We start from the raw sequence: 20,673 nt of genomic DNA, 5'->3' as shown, positions 1-20,673 counted from the left end.
AATCAGTATCATTGAAGGAAGACTTCCTTAAATATCAGGCGCAAACCACTCCACATCCGTTAGGTCTGGAAATTTCTCACGCCAGGGGAAGTTATATCTATACCACCGATGGAAAAAAACACCTGGATTTTGTAGCCGGGGTTTCGGCCTGTAGTCTCGGGCATTGCCATCCCCGTGTGGTGAATGCGATTAAAGAACAGGCAGAAAAGTACCTGCATGTGATGGTATATGGCGAGTACGCCCAGCAACCTGCCGTAGATTTAACCAAATTACTCGCGCAGCATTTTCCTGCTCCTTTAGAGAAGACCTATCTCACAAATTCAGGTACCGAGGCCATTGAAGGCTCCCTGAAACTCGCCCGTAGGTACACCGGGAGAACAGAGATAATCGCCGCAAAAAATGCCTATCACGGGAATACCATGGGTAGCCTGAGCCTAATGAGCTATGAAGAACGCCAAAAACCCTTCAGGCCACTTTTGGGGGATATTTCTTTCTTTGAATTTAATAATGAGGAGGACCTAAAAAAAATCACTCGTAGAACTGCCGGGGTGATCGTAGAAACCATTCAGGGAGGCGCCGGATTTATTCTGCCAAAAAACGGCTATTTAAAGAAACTAAAGCAACGCTGCGAAGAAATGGGAGCTTTATTGATCCTCGATGAAATCCAGCCGGGATTTGGCCGTACGGGAAAATTATTCGGATTTGAGCATTTTGAGGTGGTACCTGACATAGTGGCGCTGGGTAAGGGAATGGGCGGCGGAATGCCTATTGGAGCCTTTTCTTCTTCAGCTGAAATCATGGACAACCTTGCCGATAATCCGAAAATGGGACATATCACTACCTTTGGGGGGAATCCTGTAATTGCTGCGGCTGCCCTGGCCACACTGCGTGAAATCACCGAAACTCCTTTAATTCGCCAATGCCTGGATAAAGAAAAACTATTCAGGGAACTGCTTCAGCATAAGCTAATTAGCGAAATTCGCGGATTGGGATTAATGCTGGCTTTAATAATGCCTTCAGAAGAAATTGCTAATGAATTAATTCTCAAAGCTAAAGAGCGCGGCTTAATCCTATTCTGGCTGCTTTTTGAGAAGAAAGCGGTACGAATCACCCCCCCTCTAACGCTTTCAGAATCAGAGATTCGTGAAGGCTGTGGCATCATTGTTGAAATACTGGATGCAATTGAAATTTAAAACCAACTGTTAATTAATTTGTTAACAACAATAAAGTTAAGATCGAATTTCCTTGAGATTCTTTTTTAGTTTTAGTACTGTAGAAATCTTGTAATTCACTGTCTATGCAATTAAGCCATAACGACGAAAATCATTTCTCGCTTACCCGATTCGAATCCATGCTCAAAACCAATGATGTTTTGTTTTTCGACTCTAACGAGTTCGAGAACATTATCAATTATTATTTGGAGAACGGCAAGATTGCATTGGCCAAGAAAGCCGTTAAAATGGGGCTTTCTCAGCATCCTACTTCTACCAACCTAAAACTTTTCAAGGTTGAAATCCTGGTTTTTGAAGATAAACTGGACCTGGCCGATGGCTTATTAGACGAATTAAAAGATCTTGAATCTTCTAACGAAGAAATTTATATTCAAAAAGCACAAATTTTTTCAAAGCGGGATGATCACAAAATGGCCATCCAAATGCTAAAACTCGCCTTAGACGTTACCGAAGATGAGGCTGAAGTCTATTCTCTCATAGGAATGGAATACCTGTTCCTGGAAGATTTTGAAGAGGCCAAATACAGCTTTATGAAGTGCCTGGAAGCCGATGAGGAAGACTACTCGGCTCTTTATAATATTATGTATTGTTTTGATTTTCTCGATCAAAAAGAAGAGGCTATAGATTACCTGAATATGTACCTGGATAAAAATCCGTACTGCGAGGTAGCCTGGCACCAGGTAGGCAAACAATACTTCGATTTAAAAGAATATTCAAAAGCACTTTCTGCCTTTGATTTTGCCATTATTAGCGACGACAGATTTATTGGGGCTTATCTGGAAAAAGGAAAGGTTCTGGAGAAAATGCGCAGGTATAACGAGGCTATAGAAAATTATAGAATTACTCTTGAGCTTGACGATCCTACTTCTTTTGCCTATTTAAGAATCGGGAAATGTTTTGAAAAGCTGGCCTGTGATGACCTGGCCCTCGATCATTATAAAAAATGTGTTCACGAAGATCCGCTTTTGGATAAGGGCTGGATCGCCATTACCGATTTTTACATCAGGAAGCTCAATTTTCAAAAGGCTTTATACTATATCAATAAGGCTATAAACATCGACGAAGATAATGTGTTGTACTGGAAGCGTTATGCGAAAATCAACAACCGACTAAAGTTCTACGAAGAAGCCGAGCAGGGTTATAAAAAAAGCCTGGAATTGGGCAATTACGAATTGGAGACCTGGATTAAGCGCTGTGATATCTTAATCAATATGGGAGAATTTGAAACAGCGGTGAAAAACCTGAAACAAGCCATTGAATTTTATCCCAATATTGCTGAAATCGAATTTAGAATGGCAGGCTTATATTTTAAGCTGAACCAGGGCGATAAAGCCTACCAGCATCTCAATAAAGGGCTTCAGTTAGATCCTGAATATTATATAGTTATCGAGGAGCTTTTTCCGCAAATTTTTGAGCGTAAAAGCATCAAAGAAATTATAAATTCCTTCATTAACCTCTCTTAGTTATTTTGCTAACTTTGGAGGGAATTTATAATTCTCTCAAATGCAAAGAAGCTTTTTAGATTACCTCAAAATAAGCTTAAAAGGTATGGCTATGGGGGCGGCCGACGTGGTCCCTGGGGTATCGGGAGGTACCATCGCCTTCATCTCAGGAATTTACGAAGAACTTATCTCTACCATTAGTGGGGTTAAGCTGTCGCTTATAAGTACCTGGAAGAAAGAAGGCTTCAGGGCTATGTGGAACGAACTTAACGGAAATTTTATCCTGGCCCTTTTTGCAGGTATTTTAATCAGTGTTTTTTCACTGATGCGGGTGGCAAAGTATATGCTCGAAAACCACCCTATTCTCATCTGGTCTTTTTTCTTTGGCCTGGTAGTAGCCAGTATCTGGTATGTGGGAAGCCAGATCCCTAAATGGAATTTTAAAACCGTAACTGCCCTTTTAATCGGTGCCGCAGTAGCTTTTTATATTGTATCTCTGCCACCATTGGCTGCCAACGCCGGTGGACTTTATATATTTTTATCGGGAGCCATAGCGATTTGTGCGATGATTTTGCCGGGAATCTCCGGAGCGTTTATCCTGGTGCTGTTGGGAGCCTACAAAGGCATTACCGAAGCTGCTCACGATTTTGATTTCAGGATTTTGGGGATTTTTGCTGCCGGAGCGGTAGTGGGATTGCTTAGTTTTTCGAAACTATTGAAATGGCTTTTTGTGCATTATACCAACCTTACCCTGGCAGTTTTAACCGGATTTATAGCCGGCTCCTTAAACAAAATCTGGCCCTGGAAAGTGACCCTGGAAACCGCAAAATTCGGGGATAAGGAAGTGGTACTCAGAGAAGCTTCGGTTTTACCCTGGAATTTTATGGGTGAACCAAAAACCCTTTATGCCGTTTTATTGATGTTAGCAGGTTTCTTCCTGATTATTATTCTGGAACGCCTTGCCAGCCAAAAACCAGAACAAATCAATGCAGAAAACTAGAACCTTTACCGATAAAGTACTGCTGGTACTTAAAGGTTTGGCAATGGGCGCAGCCAATAAGGTTCCCGGGGTTTCCGGGGGTGTGGTTGCATTTGTCGCCGGGTTCTATGAAGAATTTATCTACTCCCTTCAAAAAATAAATTTAAAAGCCTTTAAACTGCTTATAAGCGGCAGGTTTAAAAGCCTTTACCAATACACAAACGGGAAGTTTCTCATTTTGTTGATCCTGGGAATGCTTATAAGCTATTTTAGTGTTTCCAAAATTCTGGATTATTTAATCCTTCATTACGAGCTCTATGTGTGGGCCTCTTTCTTCGGAATGATTATAGGCTCGATCTACTACATCAGTAAAGATTTCGAAGAATGGAGCCGACGAAGCATTTTCTTCATCATCCTGGGAATTGTTCTGGGAGTGGCCATTAGCTTTCTAGAACCCGCTCGGGAGAACGACAATCTCTGGTTTGTATTTTTCTGCGGAATGATAGGCGTTTCAGGAATGACCCTGCCGGGATTATCGGGCTCATTTGTGCTTATTTTACTGGGGAATTATGTATTGCTTTTGGTAGATTCGGTAAACGCGCTCTACGATACTATGACTGAAATTTTAGTTTGGAACTTTAGTTTTATTGAAAATGAAGCCCGAATAAGGTTGCTTAAAGTTTTACTGGTTTTCGGTGCGGGTTCCCTGGCCGGGCTGGTAACTTTATCGCACTTCCTCGGATTTTTACTCAAACATTACAAAAAAGACACCTTCGCGGGGATTATTGGTTTTATTACCGGGTCCCTGGGAGTGGTTTGGCCGTGGAAAGAAAAGGTTTTTGAACAGGATGCTGAAGGAAATATTCTAACAGATAGTTCGGGAATGCCAATTTTAGATAACTACGACAGGTATTTCCCCGATTTTGGAATTGCCCAAACCTGGTTGGCCATATTTTTTATCGCAATTGGAATTTTCATAGTTTTGGGCCTGGCCTGGTATGAAAAGAAAAACTCGAAACCTGTATGAAAACTTACGGACTGGTAGGCAGAAATATCGATTATTCGTTCTCCCGAAAATACTTCAACACTAAATTCGAAAGAGAAAAAATCCCTGCAAAATATCTCAATTTCGACTTAGCCTCGATTGAAGAATTTCGGAAGATTTTTGAGGAAAACGAAGCGGTATCGGGCTTAAATGTCACTATTCCCTATAAACAGGAAGTAATTTCTTTTCTGAATAAACTCGCTGATGCGGCAGCAGAGATCAATGCGGTAAACACTATTAAAATTGAAAAGGACGGCAGCCTCACAGGTTATAATACCGATTATATTGGTTTTACTGAAGCCATTAGACCTCATTTAAAAAATGTGCATCAAAATGCTTTAATCCTGGGCACAGGTGGCGCTTCAAAGGCCGTGGCTTATGCTTTAAAAAAAATAAATATCGGGTACCACTTTGTTTCCCGAAGACCGGGCCAAAATATTATAAGATACGGGGAACTCGATAAGTCGCATTTAACTGATTTTCAAATCATAGTAAATTCTACTCCGCTAGGTACCTTCCCCAAGGTAGACGCCTGCCCCCCTATTCCATTCGAAAATTTGACTGAAAACCACCTGGTTTTCGATTTAATCTACAATCCGGCTGAAACCCGGCTTATGAAATTGGCCAAAGAAAAAGGAGCTCAAACTCTTAACGGATTGCGAATGTTGGAATTACAGGCTGAGGCGGCCTGGGAAATCTGGCAAAAATAATGCTATTTCAAGTCTTTCTTTGAGCTACAAAAAAACATAATTGTTTGTCCAATTTTCTTGTAGTTACTATCTTTCAGCATTCATATAGCTACGAACCCTAACATTGAAAGATATGTCTCAACAAGAAAATGAAAACAAGAAGAAAGAGCTTTCTGACAAAGATTTAAATCCACCCACAAATTCGGTAGAAGAAAGCAAGAACAACCAGAAGGAAGAAAAATCATTTTCTGAACCTGTTGAGGATAGCAACTCAGTTTCAGAAACTCCTAAAACTGAAGATAAGAGTGAGATGGAAGATGCACTTCTTGATGAAGCGGCTCATCAAAGAGATGCTTCAGGAGAAAATCTACAGTCTGACACCCAACGCACCGAGCCGGGAGATGCCGATACGCGTGAAAACAAACCCGGCACCCGCGGCAAGTCTTCCGAAGCAAATTTCGAAGACAAAGATAATATGCAGGATGCTTTACTGGAAGAATCGGCCGTAAAGCGCGATACCAAAAACCAGGACCTGCAAAGCGATGTGCATTTAGAGGAAGACGAAGACGAAGATGAAGACCAAACTTCCGGAGATCACCAGCAGGATATGGAAAAGGCGGTGGCCAGGGACAGCGAAGATGAAAGCGCCGGGGCTCGTCACGATATAGCCAAAAAAGATTATCATTCTATGAGCAAGGAAGAGCTTGTAGAAGAATTTGAGCGCCTGCTGAAGAATGAAAAAGTGCAGGCCATAAAAGAACATGTAACCGAGATAAGAGCTGAATTTAATGCGAAATTCAGTGAAGAGATGGAGGAGAAAAAAGAGGAGTTCCTGGCCGATGGAGGGAATATCATCGACTTTCACTACTCTACCCCTTTAAACAAGCGCTTTAATTCTCTTTATTTCGATTATAAGGAAAAGCGCAATAAATATTACCAGCAGCTAAAGCAGGATTTAAATAAAAACCTGCAAACCCGCCTTGAGATTATCGAAGAACTTAAGGGGCTTATCGATGTTGAAGAAAATATAAATACCACCTATAAGCATTTTAAAGACTTACAGGATCGCTGGAGATTGGCGGGACCTATTCCCCGCGAGAAATACAACGATGTTTGGAATACCTATCACCATCACGTAGAGAATTTCTATGATTTTCTTCATTTAAACCGGGAATTCAGAGACCTTGATTTTAAGCATAATTTAGAGCAGAAATTAAAGGTAATAGACCGCGCAGAAGAATTGCTACAGGAAGCCGATGTAAACCGGGCTTTTAGAGAATTACAGATGCTCCATAAAATGTGGAAGGAAGAACTCGGGCCGGTTGCCAAAGAATACCGGGATAGCATTTGGGATAGATTTAGTGCTGCAACCCGCGAGATCCACGATAAACGCCAGGAGTATTTTAGCAAAATTGATGAAGTTTATGAGCAAAACTCGCAGAACAAGCAGCAAATAATCGAGAAAATTCGCGCTATTGCCGGTGAAGACATCAACACTCACAACAAATGGCAGCAAAAAATCAAAGAAATCGAGGCGCTTAGAGAGGAGTTTTTTAAAGCAGGAAAAGTTCCGAGAAGTAAAAATGAGGAAACCTGGAGCGAATTTAAACAGGAGGTAAGAAAGTTTAATCGCAGTAAAAACAGTTTTTATAAGAACCTCAAAAAAGCACAATACGATAATCTCGAGAAGAAAAAAGAGTTGATTCGCATTGCTGAAGACAATAAGGATAGCGATGATTTTAAAACCGTTACTCCACTTATGAAAAAAATCCAGGCAGACTGGAAAGGAATTGGTCACGTTCCGCGCAAGGACAGCGATAAGGTTTGGAAACAATTTAAGGCTGCCTGTAATCACTATTTCAAAAGGTTGCACGAATCCCGAAATGCTGAAAACAACGAAGAAATGCAGGCCTTTGATAAGAAAAAAGCCCTGCTCGATGAAATGAAAAAGATCGAACTTTCAGGCAATAAAAAAGAAGACCTGCCCCTTATCAAGGAAAAGATCGAAGCCTGGAAAAATATTGGTCCTGTACCTCATAACAAGCGTTTTATTGAAGGGAAATTCAATAAAACCCTGGATCAGTTATTTAACCAGATGGACGTTGATAAAACAAAGGCCGAGATGCTGAAGTATGAAAATAAGGTACAGGCTCTAAATGATTCAGATAATGACAGAGACCTTCAAAACGAGCACTTCTTCTTAAGCAAGAAAATAGAGGAAACCAAAGCCGATATCAGGCAGTTGGAAAACAATCTTCAATTCTTCAGCAATGTAGATGATGACAGTCCGCTGGTGAAGGACGTTCATAAGAATATTGCCGATAAAAAAGCTGAACTTGAGGTCTGGGAAGAAAAACTAAGAAAGATCAAATCTTTATACTAAATGAAATGCAGTTTATGCCAGGGAGAAACCCGGCAATTCTGGAAAGATGAAAATCGGGAATTTGTTGAATGCCTCCACTGCGGAGGCATTCAGCTTTTACCTCGATATTATGTTGATGAAACTGCCGAAAAGAAGCGCTATCTCACACACAACAACGATGTGGAAGATCCACGCTATCAAAAATTTGTAAGTCCTATTACAAGTGCGATTTTACAGGATTTTCAACCCGAAAATTCAGGCCTCGATTATGGCTGCGGCACAGGGCCGGTTGCGACTTCTGAACTTCGGAAGCAAGGCTTTGAGAAAATTGCCCTGTTCGATCCCTATTTTTATTACCAGCCAGAAGTTTTAGAACATACCTACGATTTTATTATTTGCTGCGAGGTGATGGAGCATTTTTATGATCCAGAGGCAGAATTCAAGGCTTTATCTAACCGCCTTAAGCCCGGTGGTAAACTCTATTGCAAAACCTCTTTATATTTTGAAACCATAAATTTTGAAAATTGGTATTACAAAGACGATCCTACACACGTGTTTTTATACACTACCAAAAGCCTGGAATGGATTGCTGAAAATTTAGATTTTTCGACCCTGGAAATAGACCCGGAGGTAATTATTTTCAAGAAATAAATTTTTCTGAAGCTTTTATTTATAACAGTTTAGCCTCATTCCAGAAAACATCCATCTCAGCAAGGCTCATATCTTTCAGGTTTTTGTTTTGCTCTTTTGCCTTAGTTTCGAGATACTGAAATCTTTGAATAAACTTTTTGTTGGTGCGCTCCAGGGCGTTTTCAGGATTTATTTTGAGAAAGCGGGCGTAATTGATCATCGAAAATAAAACATCGCCAAATTCGGCCTCAATTTTATCGCGGTTAGCTGAATTTACCTCGTGTTGCAGTTCGGCCAGTTCTTCCTGAAGTTTTTCGAAGACCTGTTGCGGTTCTTCCCAGTCAAAACCAACACCGGCCACCTTATCCTGAATTCTGTTCGCTTTTACCAAAGCAGGAAGCGAACGCGGCACTCCTTCGAGAACGCTTTTCTTGCCTTCCTTAAGTTTTAAATTTTCCCAGTTTTTCTTCACTTCTTCCTCATCGGCTACCTCAACATCTCCATAAATATGTGGATGACGGGCTATAAGTTTTTCGCAAATTCCGTTGGCTACATCGGCTATGTCAAAAGCTTTTTTTTCGCTTCCAATTTTTGCATAGAAAACCAGGTGAAGCAGAAGATCGCCCAACTCTCCCTTAATTTCTTCAAGATCATTGTCCAGGATCGCATCGCCCAATTCGTAGGTTTCTTCGATAGTAAGATGTCTTAGAGACTCCAGGGTTTGTTTTCTATCCCAGGGACATTGCTCCCTAAGCTCATCCATAATTGTAAGCAGGCGATCAAAAGCCTTTAATTTTTCTTCCCGGCTGTTCATAGATTTCAAATTTCCACAAAAATAGTGTTTCGGCGCGGGAGAGAAAACCGGGGGGATATATTTCTTAGATCCTTAGGTATTTATAATTACAGGCTTCAATACAAGCCGCATTTCGTAGAACCATTACATTTTCGGCAAGCTCCATCAATAAGAAAGTTATTTCCTGCTCTTCCTCGCAATTAGGCATTAATTTAAGCGCCGTCCCATTTAGTTCGTAGCTGCCTGAATCACAATTGAGATCAGAATAGGTATAGGTTCCCTCTTCATTTATTTGAAAAACCGGCCCGTCTTCTACTGCTTTCCATTCAGTGTGACCTCCCGGACTAATATAAGTCTCTGTCAACTGCCAGGTACCGGAAATATTTTTAACCGTAAGCTCTAATACCTCCAGTTCTTCTTCCTTCGAATTACAGGAATTTAAAAATAGCAGCATCGAGAATAGAAAGAGAGTAATACGCATAAGACTGGGGATTTAGTTTTGTATTCATTAGATGGGTTTAAAAAAGAAAGGTTGCGTGCAATGCAGATTAATTTAAATAAATTTTTTTCAAATAGACAATCTTCAGCATAAAAAAAGCCCCTCATTTCTGAAGGGCTTTGCAGGGGTGGAAGACCGGTTTTCCCGAAACAGATCGGGATAAACTTCTCAACCGGTCAATTTCGAAAGGCAACAAAATTAAGCATAAAAAAAGCCTTCCATTTCTGAAGGGTTTTGCAGGGGTGGAAGACCGGTTTTCCCGATACAGATCGGGATAAACTTCTCAACCGGTCAGTTTTGAAATGCAACAAAATTCAGCATAAAAAAAGCCCTCCATTTCTGAAGGGCTTAGCAAGGGTGGAAGACCGGTTTTCCCGATACAGATCGGGATAAACTTCTCAACCGGTCAATTTCGAAATACAACAAAATTCAGCATAAAAAAAGCCCTCCATTTCTGAAGGGCTTTGCAGGGGTGGAAGACCGGTTTCGAACCGGCGACCTCCGGAACCACAATCCGGCGCTCTAACCAGCTGAGCTACAACCACCATCTTAATTGCGGTTGCAAATGTAATTTATTTTAGCAATTCCGCAAAGAAAAAAATTTAATTTCCTTCATAATCGGGGCTCGTACAATGCCTGCTATTGCTGCAATCAGAGTAAGATTCCCTTCAATTCTCACAAAGTGAACAGCTTAGAGCAAATCAAAAACCGAATCAACCGCAATATGCCTTGCGCTGGTGAAGCCTTCGGCGTGTTCGGTATTGATGAGTCTGCCAAGGTCCCGGGCCCGGTAGGTGATGCTATCCAGAAAATTACTGCTCGAAATAGGGGTTTCGGGCTCAGCGCTGTTTTTATCATAAAACTGCGTTTTATAAGCCATTACCGACTCGAGTTTTTTATCGATATACCCGCTGATATCAACCACCACATCGGGTTCGAGGTTTTTCCATTGAATATAATGCAAGACCTGTTTTGGCCTCCAGGCCTTTTGGTTCTTCCCGTTACAAATCGTTTCAATTCTTCGCAATCCGCTTAAAAAACAGGCGTCGTGAACCAGTTGGGCACCCTTGGCGTGATCTATGTGGCGGTCCTCAATGGCATTACACAACACAATCTCTGGCCTGTATTTACGAAGCACTTTTATCACTTCCAGTTTATGAGCCGTGTTATTTTCAAAGAATCCATCGCTGAATTCCAGGTTTTCCCTTACACGCACCCCAAGAATTTCTGCTGCGGCTTTTGCCTCGGCTTCCCGGGTTTGAGCTGTACCGCGGGTTCCCAATTCGCCCCGGGTAAGGTCAAGAATTCCTACCTTTTTGCCCCGGTCTATTTCCTTGGCGATAGTTCCCGCACAACTCAATTCCACATCATCAGGATGCGATCCCACAGCCAATATGTCTAATTTCATAGAATTCTAATTTTTGTAAATCTTATTTAATCGCTTGCAGTGCCTGTTCGATATCTTCAGAAAGATCTTCAAACTCCTCAATCCCTATCGAGAATCTCAACAAGCCCTCTCTTATCCCTTGCTTTTGCCTTTCTTCTTCTGAAAGTAAAGCGTGTGAAGTTTTGCACGGCGAAAGAATTGTAGACTCTACTCCGGCCAGGCTCATAGAAGATTTTACAAGCCTGAGTTTCTTCTGAAACAAATCGGCGTCCAGGCCTTCTTTTAATTCAAAAGACAGCATTCCGCCGAAACCTTTCATTTGATTTTTGGCAATTTCGTGACCGGGATGTGAGCTAAGCCCGGGGTAATACACCTCGGCTACATCGGGATGCTCCTTGAGAAAATTTGCCATTTTCATCGCATTTTCGTTCTGCGCCTTCACCCTAATCCCCATAGTTTTCAGGCTTCTCTCCAACAGCCACACCGTATAATCGCTAAGGCTTCCGCCAAAATTCTTGGCCAGCTGAAAAATCTTATCGATTTTTTCTTCAGAAGAAATCACGGTACCCGCCAAAATATCGCTATGTCCCCCCATATATTTGGTGGCTGAATGTATCACCACGTCTATTCCAAAATCGATGGGGTTTTGATTTACCGGCGAAGCAAAAGTATTATCGATCATACTCACCAAATTATGCTTTTTGGCCAGCTTCGAAATGGCTTCCACATCGGTGATTTTTAATAATGGGTTCGATGGGGTTTCTATGTATATAACTTTGGTATTCGGCTTAATTTGCTCCTCGAAAGAAGCTGCGTCCACATCTTTTGCGAAAGAATATTCAATGCCAAATTTGCCAAATTCTTCGGTGATTAAATTGCTAGTGCCGCCATAAAGACTATCCTGGAACACCACGTGATCACCCGAATGCAAAAAGGCCATAAGCGAAGTACTTACTGCTGCCATTCCGCTCCCAAAGATCAATGCAGCCTCCCCATGTTCTAAAGCAGCCATTTTTTGAGCCAGGGCCACCTGATTGGGGGTGTTGAAATATCTTGGATAACGCTTTTTTTCAACATCTTCAAAAGCGTAAGAAGTAGACATATACAAAGGAGAAACTGCCCCCTTAAAAACTTTATCTTCCAGTTCTCCGGTATGGGTACAAATCGTATTGAGACCCGGTTTTCTTAGACTCATTTAAAATTGAGATTTAGAATTAAAAATTAAAAGCTCTAAATTAAGCATATAGACTTAGTTAAGCAGCATTACTATTGTATTTCTTTGAGCTTTCCTATCTTTATGATTTAAAAAAACTAACCAAATGACCACACTTTTCACCAATATAAAAAGCCTTCTACAGGTACGCGACGAGGCCCCTGAAAAAATATCGGGTTCCCAGATGAAAGAACTGCCGGTACTGGAAAATGCCTGGCTGCTTATAGAAGACGATAAAATTAGCGATTACGGCAAAATGGATTCCCTTCCTAAGTTAAAAGCCGATGAGACTATCGATGCTAGCGGAAAAATCATCCTGCCCACCTGGTGCGATTCCCACACGCATATAGTGTATGCCGGCAACCGGGAACAGGAATTTGTTGACAGAATCAATGGAATGAGCTATGAAGAAATCGCCAAACGCGGCGGCGGAATTCTAAATTCTGCTAAAACCCTGCAGGAAACTTCTGAAGATGATTTATACCTGCAATCGGCTCAAAGACTGGAGGAAGTGATGAGCCTGGGCACCGGTGCTGTTGAAATTAAATCGGGATATGGGCTTACTGAAGAGGCCGAACTTAAAATGCTGCGGGTGATAAAAAAATTGAAGAAAAATTACCCCATTAGTATCAAATCTACTTTTTTGGGAGCACACGCTCTTCCGAAGGAATACAATGGAGATACCGCAAAATATATAGCTATGGTCATCGACAAAATTCTGCCAAAAGTAGCTGAACAAAACCTGGCCGAATACATAGATATTTTTTGCGAGGAAGGATATTTTACGGTAGAAGACACCGAAAAACTGCTTGCTGCAGCTGCAAAATTTAACCTGAAACCCAAGATTCACGTCAACCAGTTTCAGGCAATTGGCGGGGTACAGGCAGGTGTAAAACATAAGGCCCTTAGCGTAGATCATCTGGAAGTAATGCGTCCAGAAGATATCGAAGCATTAAAAGCTACAGATACTATGCCGGTGGCACTCCCCACCTGTTCCTTATATTTAAGCATCCCTTATACTCCGGCCCGCGAAATTATTGATGCCGGTCTACCCCTGGCCCTGGCAACCGACTTTAACCCCGGCAGCACCCCCAGCGGTAATATGAACCTGGTGGTTTCCCTGGCCTGCATCAAGATGAAAATGACTCCTGAAGAAGCCATCAATGCAGCTACCCTAAACGGAGCCTATGCGATGGAATTAAGCCAGTCTCACGGCAGCATCACCAAAGGAAAAAAGGCGAATTTTATACTCACCAAAGAGATTCCCTCCTATGCTTTTCTTCCCTATGCTTTCGGTACCAATTCAATCGAGTCTGTTTATCTGGACGGAAAAAAGTTTAATTAATGGATCAGCTTAAAATTTACCGGTTTCGGGATATCGAAAAACTTATTTCAAAAAGAGAAGGGGAAACCAAATTTGGGGAGGCACTTCATTTTGTAAATGAGCTTAAGGATTTGGGTTCCTGCCCGGCAAAAATCGTTCTGCTGGGAATTGCTGAAGATATTGGGGTTCGTGCCAACCACGGAAAAGCCGGAACCAGCAAGGCCTGGGAAGCGGCCTTAAGCAGCTTGCTGAATATTCAAAAAAACGAATTCAATTCTCCTGGAAATATTTGTTTGTTGGGTGAATTATCCTGCGAGGTCGAAATGGAAAAAGCCGGGAATATTGATGTTTCAGACCCAAATTACTTTAAAAAACTTGGAGACCTGGTTGCAGCTATAGATGAAAAAGTGAGTGACCTCATAAGTGAAATTGTTGCAGGCGGAAAGTTTCCCATTATAATTGGCGGCGGACATAACAATGCTTTTGGAAACATAAGGGGAACGGCCCTGGCGCTTAAAAAACCAATTAATGTGATGAATATCGATGCCCATACCGATCTTCGCCGCCTTGAGCATCGTCACAGTGGGAACGGATTCAGCTATGCCCGCGAAGAAGGTTTTTTGGAAAAATACTCTGTTTTTGGCCTGGCTAAAAATTACACTCCCCAATATATTTTTGATGAAATGAAGCTGGCCAGAAATATGAATTTCAAGCTAATGGAAGAGCTTCTGGGAAAAAATCCTTCAGAAATAATTGCAGAATTCGAGGATTCTCTGGAGTTCGTTCGGGATGATGACTTTGGACTGGAGTTAGATTGCGATGCTATTTCAGGCTTTCCTTCCAGCGCTCAAACTCCGTCGGGTTTAGACTTAAATACGACCAGACAGCTGCTGGAAATTGCGATCAAAAAGCCTGAATGTCGCTATTTGCATATTTGTGAAGCAGCTCCAAAACAGAACTCCGATTTCCAAACCGGAAAGGCGCTTGGCTTTTTTATTAGCGATGCCAACCGCGCATTTTTAGAGCGTTAGATAAAGCCGAATAAAAAAACCTGCAAATTTTAGCTAGGTGTATTTATTTATATCGTAATATTGCAATATAGATTTATAGAGATATTATGGGAATTACAAAATCCAATCTATTTACCGAAAAGCAAAATGAAATGGCACTGGCAGCAAAGGCTTTTTCTCACCCGGCAAGGCTGGCCATTCTGGAATTTTTACTGAAGTCTAATTCCTGCATAAATGGTGATTTGGTGAATGAACTCGGCCTGGCGCAGGCTACTATTAGTCAGCATTTACGGGAACTGAAAGATATTGGGATTATTCAGGGAAATATTGAAGGGAACAGGGTATGCTATTGTATAGATGCTCAACGCTGGCAGGAGATAAAAGAAAATTTCAACCGAATTTTCAATGAATTTCAGCCACCCGAAATTGAAGATTGTTGCTAATCATTTTAAAAATTACTTTATGAAACTTTCAGAAATAAAAGAAATTCTCAAATCTGCCAGCCAGATTCAATTTGAGTTACCCGATGGCAGTCTGGTGCCGGGGCATTTTCACGTCACCGAGATTGGGAAAATACGTAAGCATTTCATCGACTGCGGCGGGGTTCTTCGCAAAGAAGAAAAGATCAATTTTCAACTTTGGGATGCGAATGATTACGATCACAGGTTGCATCCTGAAAAATTATTGCACATAATCGAACTTTCAGAAAAACAGCTAAACTTAAAAGATCAGGATATTGAGGTGGAATATCAGGGTGAAACCATTCAAAAATTCGGTTTGGATTATGATGGTTGGAACTTTCTCCTCACTTCCACCCAAACCGATTGTTTGGCAAAAGATAAATGCGGGATCCCCGAAAGCCAGCTGACTACAAAAAATAATACAACCACCTGTGCTCCCGGTTCAGGTTGCTGCTAATCAATTTTCAGAAATTTACTTTTTATGACCAGAACCAATAGAATTTTTCCCGAAATTCTTAAGGAAATCGAACAATTCCCGATTTCAAAAATATCTGCAGAACGAAAAGAAATCCTGCAGCCCTTAATTGATTTTATTCAGGCTAAAATCGATGCAGAAGAACCCATTTCCCTTAATTTCATTTGCACCCATAATTCTCGCAGAAGCCATCTTTCACAGGTTTGGGCTCAATGCCTGGCTGCATATTTTGGGGTATACCACCTCCAGGCCTATTCCGGCGGAACCGAAGCTACAGCACTTTTCCCTATGGCGGCCAAAACTCTGGAGATTCAGGGTTTTAAAATCCAGAAAATTTCAGAAGAGAAAAATCCGGTTTATGCTATTAAGTTTGGTAAGAATGACGCCCCGGTAATTGGATTTTCGAAGGTTTATGATCACTTTTTCAATCCGGAAGCGAATTTTGCAGCTATTATGACCTGCTCCCAGGCCGATGCCGGCTGCCCCTTTATTGCGGGCGCCGAAAAAAGAATTCCCATCACTTACGACGATCCAAAAGCATTTGATGGCACAGGGGAACAGGAAGAAAAATACCTGGAGCGCAGCCGGCAAATTGCCTCCGAATTGTTTTATGTTTTTTCAAATATTAAGAACTAAGAAATGGCAACCAAAAAACTAGGTTTTCTTGATTCCTACTTAACCTTATGGATCTTTGTGGCGATGGCCTTGGGCGTGGGTATAGGTTATTTTTATCCCGATTCTGCCGGGTTTATAGATTCATTTAGTCGTGGTAGCACCAATATTCCAATCGCCATAGGCTTAATCCTTATGATGTATCCGCCACTGGCCAAGGTAAATTATGCGCTTTTACCTAAGGTGTTTAAAAATCTCAAAATACTTTCGGTCTCTCTGTTATTAAACTGGATTATAGGCCCGGTTTTGATGTTTTTCCTCGCTATTATTTTTCTTCAGGACCACCCTGAATATATGGTGGGAGTGATTTTAATTGGCCTGGCCCGTTGCATCGCAATGGTATTGGTCTGGAACGACCTTGCCGAAGGCAGCAGTGAGTACGGGGCCGGGTTGGTGGCCTTAAACAGCGTATTTCAGGTATTCTTTTATAGCTTTTATGCCTGGATTCTTATTACCGTGCTTCCCCCCTACTTTGGCTTTGAAGGGGCCATCGTAGATATTTCTATAGGCACCATTGCTGAAAGTGTGGCAATTTATTTAGGAATTCCATTTTTAATGGGAATTCTTAGCCGGGTGATCCTTGTAAGGCTAAAAGGCGAAGCCTGGTATAGAAATAAATTTATACCTGCTATCTCACCATTGACTCTAATCGCACTTCTTTTCACTGTTGTAGTGATGTTCTCCCTAAAGGGCGAACTCATTGTAGAAATTCCTATGGATGTAGTAATTATCGCCATCCCGCTACTCATTTATTTTGCTTTGATGTTCCTAATCGGTTTTTTCGTAACCAAAGCTACCGGGGCCGATTACGATAAAAATGCAGCTGTAGCTTCACTGCCGCCGGGAATAATTTTGAACTGGCCATAGCCGTGGCTATTGCAGTTTTCGGTTTAAATTCAGGACAGGCCTTTGCCGGGGTCATCGGTCCTCTGGTAGAGGTGCCGGCCTTAATATTATTGGTGAGGGTCTCATTTTGGCTTCGGAAAAAATATTACGGCGGAAAACTAAAACTTCAATCAGAGTAGTATCTTTGAGGCTTAATCAAGGCGACAACAGCAAAGTTTAAATAGTGTCGTTACATTTCTGAAGCAATCTAATGGAAATTATAGCTTACCAACCCCAGTATGCCAAGGCCTTTAAAGACTTAAATATTGCCTGGCTGGAAAAATATTTCTGGATAGAACCCCATGATGAAGAGGTTTTGGGCAATCCTGAAAAATATATCATCAATCCCGGGGGAAACATATTTTTCGTGAAAGATGCTGAGCAAATCATTGGCTGCGTTGCACTGATGAAAATGGAAGAAGCCATTTTTGAATTGACAAAAATGGCTATCACTCCCGAATACCAGGGAAAAAAACTGGGCCAAAAACTTATGCAACACACGCTTGATTTTGCTAAAAACCAGGGTTGGGACCACCTTATTATCTATTCGAACCGCAAATTGGAGAATGCAATTTTTATTTATAAAAAGTATGGTTTTAAAGAAATTCCGATAGGTGAGAACAATCCGTATTCCCGCGGTGATATAAAAATGCGCTTAGATCTTTCCTAAACCTTTATTAAAGCTCCAAAACATTTTCATATGAATTTGTAAATTAGGCTTATAAATTTGAAATCTTATTTTCAATAGCCTAATTATGAAAAAATCTTTACTACTATTTTTCTCTGCTTTATTAATAATTGGATGTAAGCAGAATAAGTCTGAATCCAGCCAGGAAAATCAGGAGATGGCGAATTCTGAAGAGAATTCATCCTCAACTGAAATGGCTACTCCCACTATTGACCCTATTTCTCACGCCACCGCGGTGATTAGCTGGGGCGATGTGATTTTTTATACCGATCCTGTGGGCGGGGCCGAATTGTTTTCAGATAAGGAGAAACCCGATTTTATCCTAATCACCGATATTCACGGTGATCATATGAATGCTGAAACCCTTGAAGCTATGAACCTGAACGGGGTTAACATCATCGCTCCTGAAGCAGTAAAAAACGAATTACCGGAAAGCCTTCAGCAATATGTCCAGGTACTTAACAATGGAAGCAGTACCGAATTAAATTCAATAAAAATTGAAGCTATCCCTATGTACAATCTTCCCGAAACCGAAGATTCCAGGCATCCCAAAGGTCGTGGTAACGGGTATCTACTCGAGAAAGACGGGCAGCGAATGTATATTTCAGGAGATACCGAAGACATCCCCGAGATGAGACAACTCGAAAATATAGATTATGCGCTGGTTTGTATGAACCTACCTTATACGATGAGCGTGGAACAGGCGGCAGATGCTGTTCTCGACTTCAAACCCAAACAGGTGTATCCCTATCACTATCGCGGGCAGGACGGCCTGGCCGATGTTGAAAAATTTAAAAATCTCGTAGCTGAAGAAAATAATGATATTGAAGTGGTACAGTTAGACTGGTACCCCAATCGTTCATAAATTCAGAGTTTTCTATGTTGCACCCCACAGGCCCGGGCCTGTGGGGTTTTTTATTGACGAATGATTAATTTTATTCCATAAAAAACCCCGCTAAAAGCAGGGTTGATCTCCCGGGGATGAATCGGGGCAAATTCATTACGTTCTTTGATTGATTGATTTAAGCTTTAATTCTTACAGGAAGTACATAAGAATTAGCTACTACAGCAGGCATTTCTACAGTTTTGTAATTTAATCTTTGTCTTATTAGGTGGGCCAGGTCGGGTTCATTTGTCTCTACGCTTAAAATCACCAGTTCCTGATTCTTGTTGAAGGTAAAAACGATTTCAGCCGTTACGTCCTCCTCAAATTTTAGCTGCGCGGCGTGCAACATAATTTCCAATTCCTTTTGAATTGATTTAGGCTTTTTAGGTCCGGCTTCGGCCGTACCCATTGCAGCCAGACTTATAGCTGCAGCCATCATAAAAATTCTCAAATTTTTCATAATAACTTGATTTTAAGATTATAACCTAAAGATTATTATGAAGATGGCTTGTTACAACTCTATAATTTTTTAAATTTTATTTTAAAAAAAAAGAGCCGCTTTCGAGCGGCTCTTAAAGTATTAAAATCAAATTTTCTTAACTAAGAACTTCCTGTACCTTATCGGCAGCTTCCTGGAATTCAACAGCAGAATGGATCTTAAGTCCGCTGCTATCGATTAGTTCTTTGGCGATATCGGCATTGGTTCCCTGTAAACGAACGATGATAGGAACGTTTACGGCATCTCCAAGATTTTTATAGGCATCTACAATACCCTGGGCAACACGGTCACAACGAACGATTCCCCCGAAAATATTTACAAGAATAGCTTCAACTTTTTCATCTTTCAAAATAATTCTGAAAGCTTCCTCTACTCTTTTTGCATCGGCAGTACCACCCACATCAAGGAAGTTGGCTGGTTCACCACCGGCTTGTTTGATAAGGTCCATAGTGGCCATCGCAAGTCCGGCACCGTTTACCATACATCCAACATTTCCGTCAAGATCTACATAGTTTAGGCCAACTTCTTTAGCTTCAACCTCGGTAGGATTCTCTTCACGAATATCTCGCATTTCAGCATAATCCTTGTGACGGAAAAGCGCGTTATCATCAAGAGTTACCTTGGCATCTACAGCCATAATTTTATCGTCACTGGTCTTCAACACCGGGTTGATCTCAAAAAGTGAAGAATCAGACTTTTCAAAAGCCTTATATAATGACATTACAAATTTCACCATTTCCTTAAATCCGGTTCCGCTTAGGCCTAAGTTGAAGGCGATGCGACGGGCCTGGAAAGGAAGTAAACCAACCGAAGGATCGATTTCTTCAGTAAAGATAAGATGAGGGGTTTCTTCGGCTACGGTTTCGATATCCATACCACCTTCGGTAGAATACATAATCATATTACGACCGGTACTGCGGTTAAGCAAAACCGACATATAATATTCTTCTGGCTCGTTATCGCCGGGGTAGTAAACATCTTCGGCAACCAGCACCTGGTGTACTTTTTTTCCTTCGGCTGAAGTTTGAGGGGTTACCAGGTTCATCCCGATAATATCTCCTGCGATTTCTTCAACTTCTTTCAGGTTTTTAGCCAGTTTCACTCCACCGCCTTTTCCGCGGCCTCCGGCGTGAACCTGAGCCTTGATTACGTGCCAGCCAGTTCCGGTTTGTTCGGTTAGTTCTTTGGCAGCGTCTACGGCTTCTTTCGCATTGTGCGCAACAATCCCGCGCTGAATGCGAACGCCAAAGCTATTGAGTATCTCTTTTCCCTGGTATTCGTGTATGTTCATAATCAGATTTCTTCAGTATTAATTACGGTTGACAAAAGTAACAAAAGCAAAAGTATTGTACCAATAAATTTTGTTTAATCGCCTTTAAATTCAGCTATATTCAGAATATTTTAACCTCAGCTTCATTTTAGGCTTTCCCCCTGCTTTCCCGATTTTCTATGAATTCATATTCTTAACAATCTAAACGAATTCGTTATTTTTGAAACTTCGG

20 protein-coding genes, 1 tRNA gene and 1 pseudogene are annotated in these 20,673 nt (G+C 41.4%); 15 read left to right on the top strand and 7 right to left on the bottom strand.

Features of this window, described 5'->3' with window-relative positions:
- Nucleotides 1-11 precede the first annotated feature (11 nt).
- From ACW6QP_RS09340 to ACW6QP_RS09310, 7 genes are all read left to right on the top strand, one after another.
- The gene (locus tag ACW6QP_RS09340; RefSeq protein WP_457910605.1) at nucleotides 12-1,193 is read left to right on the top strand and encodes an aspartate aminotransferase family protein; all 1,182 of its coding nucleotides are present in this window, start codon (nucleotides 12-14) and stop codon (nucleotides 1,191-1,193) included.
- A 104-nt stretch (nucleotides 1,194-1,297) separates the two neighbouring features.
- On the top strand, nucleotides 1,298-2,695 hold the full coding sequence (locus tag ACW6QP_RS09335) for a tetratricopeptide repeat protein (RefSeq protein ID WP_457910604.1): 1,398 nt from the start codon (nucleotides 1,298-1,300) through the stop codon (nucleotides 2,693-2,695).
- A 40-nt stretch (nucleotides 2,696-2,735) separates the two neighbouring features.
- Nucleotides 2,736-3,674, top strand: coding sequence for a DUF368 domain-containing protein (locus ACW6QP_RS09330; RefSeq protein ID WP_457910603.1), 939 nt, complete (start codon nucleotides 2,736-2,738; stop codon nucleotides 3,672-3,674).
- Entirely contained in the window at nucleotides 3,661-4,680 is a 1,020-nt protein-coding gene (locus ACW6QP_RS09325; RefSeq protein WP_457910602.1) for a DUF368 domain-containing protein, read from the top strand. The genes ACW6QP_RS09330 and ACW6QP_RS09325 overlap by 14 nt, the downstream gene beginning before the upstream one ends.
- Complete coding sequence (locus ACW6QP_RS09320) at nucleotides 4,677-5,408, top strand: shikimate dehydrogenase family protein (protein WP_457910601.1); 732 nt, start codon at nucleotides 4,677-4,679, stop codon at nucleotides 5,406-5,408. The genes ACW6QP_RS09325 and ACW6QP_RS09320 overlap by 4 nt, the downstream gene beginning before the upstream one ends.
- Before the next feature lie 112 nt (nucleotides 5,409-5,520).
- Nucleotides 5,521-7,770, top strand: coding sequence for a DUF349 domain-containing protein (locus tag ACW6QP_RS09315; protein WP_457910600.1), 2,250 nt, complete (start codon nucleotides 5,521-5,523; stop codon nucleotides 7,768-7,770).
- Nucleotides 7,771-8,400, top strand: a complete 630-nt coding sequence (locus ACW6QP_RS09310) for a class I SAM-dependent methyltransferase (protein ID WP_457910599.1) — start codon at nucleotides 7,771-7,773, stop codon at nucleotides 8,398-8,400.
- Nucleotides 8,401-8,419: 19 nt separating this feature from the next.
- Here ACW6QP_RS09310 and mazG read toward each other — a convergent pair whose 3' ends face one another.
- From mazG to ACW6QP_RS09285, 5 genes are all read right to left on the bottom strand, one after another.
- Nucleotides 8,420-9,193, bottom strand: coding sequence for a nucleoside triphosphate pyrophosphohydrolase (mazG, locus tag ACW6QP_RS09305; RefSeq protein WP_457910598.1), 774 nt, complete (start codon nucleotides 9,191-9,193; stop codon nucleotides 8,420-8,422).
- A 64-nt stretch (nucleotides 9,194-9,257) separates the two neighbouring features.
- The gene (locus ACW6QP_RS09300; RefSeq protein ID WP_457910597.1) at nucleotides 9,258-9,653 is read right to left on the bottom strand and encodes a lipocalin family protein; all 396 of its coding nucleotides are present in this window, start codon (nucleotides 9,651-9,653) and stop codon (nucleotides 9,258-9,260) included.
- Nucleotides 9,654-10,141: 488 nt separating this feature from the next.
- Nucleotides 10,142-10,217: transfer RNA gene (locus ACW6QP_RS09295), tRNA-His, on the bottom strand.
- Between the two features lie 145 nt (nucleotides 10,218-10,362).
- Nucleotides 10,363-11,079 (bottom strand): bacillithiol biosynthesis deacetylase BshB1, encoded by a 717-nt coding sequence (gene bshB1, locus ACW6QP_RS09290; RefSeq protein WP_457910596.1) that lies wholly within the window; start codon nucleotides 11,077-11,079, stop codon nucleotides 10,363-10,365.
- A gap of 22 nt (nucleotides 11,080-11,101) precedes the next feature.
- Entirely contained in the window at nucleotides 11,102-12,253 is a 1,152-nt protein-coding gene (locus ACW6QP_RS09285; protein WP_457910595.1) for a trans-sulfuration enzyme family protein, read from the bottom strand.
- Between the two features lie 124 nt (nucleotides 12,254-12,377).
- Here ACW6QP_RS09285 and hutI point away from each other — a divergent pair, with 124 nt between their 5' ends.
- The 8 genes and pseudogenes from hutI to ACW6QP_RS09245 all read left to right on the top strand — a co-directional run bounded on the left by hutI (nucleotide 12,378) and on the right by ACW6QP_RS09245 (nucleotide 18,651).
- Nucleotides 12,378-13,616, top strand: a complete 1,239-nt coding sequence (hutI, locus tag ACW6QP_RS09280; RefSeq protein ID WP_457910594.1) for an imidazolonepropionase — start codon at nucleotides 12,378-12,380, stop codon at nucleotides 13,614-13,616.
- Nucleotides 13,616-14,626: a formimidoylglutamase gene (locus tag ACW6QP_RS09275; protein WP_457910593.1), complete on the top strand. Its 1,011-nt coding sequence runs from the start codon at nucleotides 13,616-13,618 to the stop codon at nucleotides 14,624-14,626. Before hutI ends, ACW6QP_RS09275 begins: the two co-directional genes overlap by 1 nt.
- 86 nt (nucleotides 14,627-14,712) lie before the next feature.
- Nucleotides 14,713-15,048: an ArsR/SmtB family transcription factor gene (locus ACW6QP_RS09270; protein WP_457910592.1), complete on the top strand. Its 336-nt coding sequence runs from the start codon at nucleotides 14,713-14,715 to the stop codon at nucleotides 15,046-15,048.
- A 19-nt stretch (nucleotides 15,049-15,067) separates the two neighbouring features.
- A complete protein-coding gene (locus ACW6QP_RS09265) occupies nucleotides 15,068-15,523 on the top strand; it encodes a DUF6428 family protein (RefSeq protein ID WP_457910591.1) in 456 nt (151 codons plus the stop codon).
- Between the two features lie 24 nt (nucleotides 15,524-15,547).
- Nucleotides 15,548-16,177, top strand: coding sequence for a protein-tyrosine-phosphatase (locus ACW6QP_RS09260; RefSeq protein ID WP_457910590.1), 630 nt, complete (start codon nucleotides 15,548-15,550; stop codon nucleotides 16,175-16,177).
- Between the two features lie 3 nt (nucleotides 16,178-16,180).
- Nucleotides 16,181-17,238, top strand: a pseudogene (arsB, locus tag ACW6QP_RS09255) (ACR3 family arsenite efflux transporter).
- Between the two features lie 71 nt (nucleotides 17,239-17,309).
- A complete protein-coding gene (locus ACW6QP_RS09250; protein ID WP_457910589.1) occupies nucleotides 17,310-17,768 on the top strand; it encodes a GNAT family N-acetyltransferase in 459 nt (152 codons plus the stop codon).
- 85 nt (nucleotides 17,769-17,853) lie between these two features.
- Entirely contained in the window at nucleotides 17,854-18,651 is a 798-nt protein-coding gene (locus ACW6QP_RS09245) for an MBL fold metallo-hydrolase (RefSeq protein ID WP_457910588.1), read from the top strand.
- Between the two features lie 157 nt (nucleotides 18,652-18,808).
- Here the strand turns inward: ACW6QP_RS09245 and ACW6QP_RS09240 are convergent, their stop codons facing one another.
- Together ACW6QP_RS09240 and sucC are read right to left on the bottom strand one after the other, a co-directional pair.
- Entirely contained in the window at nucleotides 18,809-19,132 is a 324-nt protein-coding gene (locus ACW6QP_RS09240) for a hypothetical protein (RefSeq protein ID WP_457910587.1), read from the bottom strand.
- A gap of 136 nt (nucleotides 19,133-19,268) precedes the next feature.
- Complete coding sequence (sucC, locus tag ACW6QP_RS09235) at nucleotides 19,269-20,462, bottom strand: ADP-forming succinate--CoA ligase subunit beta (protein WP_457910586.1); 1,194 nt, start codon at nucleotides 20,460-20,462, stop codon at nucleotides 19,269-19,271.
- Nucleotides 20,463-20,673 lie beyond the last annotated feature (211 nt).

The sequence above is a fragment of the Salegentibacter haimaensis genome, from assembly GCF_054121495.1.
This window is presented reverse-complemented; position numbering and strand designations above follow the sequence as displayed.

Bases quoted from the DNA above. Each gene is read 5' to 3' on its own strand.
- ACW6QP_RS09250 (WP_457910589.1), top strand. From the start codon at position 17,310: ATGGAAATTATAGCTTACCAACCCCAGTATGCCAAGGCCTTTAAAGAC.
- ACW6QP_RS09270 (WP_457910592.1), top strand. From the start codon at position 14,713: ATGGGAATTACAAAATCCAATCTATTTACCGAAAAGCAAAATGAAATG.
- ACW6QP_RS09240 (WP_457910587.1), bottom strand. From the start codon at position 19,132: ATGAAAAATTTGAGAATTTTTATGATGGCTGCAGCTATAAGTCTGGCT.
- bshB1 (WP_457910596.1), bottom strand. From the start codon at position 11,079: ATGAAATTAGACATATTGGCTGTGGGATCGCATCCTGATGATGTGGAA.
- ACW6QP_RS09275 (WP_457910593.1), top strand. From the start codon at position 13,616: ATGGATCAGCTTAAAATTTACCGGTTTCGGGATATCGAAAAACTTATT.
- ACW6QP_RS09300 (WP_457910597.1), bottom strand. From the start codon at position 9,653: ATGCGTATTACTCTCTTTCTATTCTCGATGCTGCTATTTTTAAATTCC.
- mazG (WP_457910598.1), bottom strand. From the start codon at position 9,193: ATGAACAGCCGGGAAGAAAAATTAAAGGCTTTTGATCGCCTGCTTACA.
- hutI (WP_457910594.1), top strand. From the start codon at position 12,378: ATGACCACACTTTTCACCAATATAAAAAGCCTTCTACAGGTACGCGAC.
- ACW6QP_RS09325 (WP_457910602.1), top strand. From the start codon at position 3,661: ATGCAGAAAACTAGAACCTTTACCGATAAAGTACTGCTGGTACTTAAA.
- ACW6QP_RS09260 (WP_457910590.1), top strand. From the start codon at position 15,548: ATGACCAGAACCAATAGAATTTTTCCCGAAATTCTTAAGGAAATCGAA.
- sucC (WP_457910586.1), bottom strand. From the start codon at position 20,462: ATGAACATACACGAATACCAGGGAAAAGAGATACTCAATAGCTTTGGC.
- ACW6QP_RS09285 (WP_457910595.1), bottom strand. From the start codon at position 12,253: ATGAGTCTAAGAAAACCGGGTCTCAATACGATTTGTACCCATACCGGA.
- ACW6QP_RS09330 (WP_457910603.1), top strand. From the start codon at position 2,736: ATGCAAAGAAGCTTTTTAGATTACCTCAAAATAAGCTTAAAAGGTATG.
- ACW6QP_RS09335 (WP_457910604.1), top strand. From the start codon at position 1,298: ATGCAATTAAGCCATAACGACGAAAATCATTTCTCGCTTACCCGATTC.
- ACW6QP_RS09245 (WP_457910588.1), top strand. From the start codon at position 17,854: ATGAAAAAATCTTTACTACTATTTTTCTCTGCTTTATTAATAATTGGA.
- ACW6QP_RS09320 (WP_457910601.1), top strand. From the start codon at position 4,677: ATGAAAACTTACGGACTGGTAGGCAGAAATATCGATTATTCGTTCTCC.
- ACW6QP_RS09265 (WP_457910591.1), top strand. From the start codon at position 15,068: ATGAAACTTTCAGAAATAAAAGAAATTCTCAAATCTGCCAGCCAGATT.
- ACW6QP_RS09310 (WP_457910599.1), top strand. From the start codon at position 7,771: ATGAAATGCAGTTTATGCCAGGGAGAAACCCGGCAATTCTGGAAAGAT.
- ACW6QP_RS09315 (WP_457910600.1), top strand. From the start codon at position 5,521: ATGTCTCAACAAGAAAATGAAAACAAGAAGAAAGAGCTTTCTGACAAA.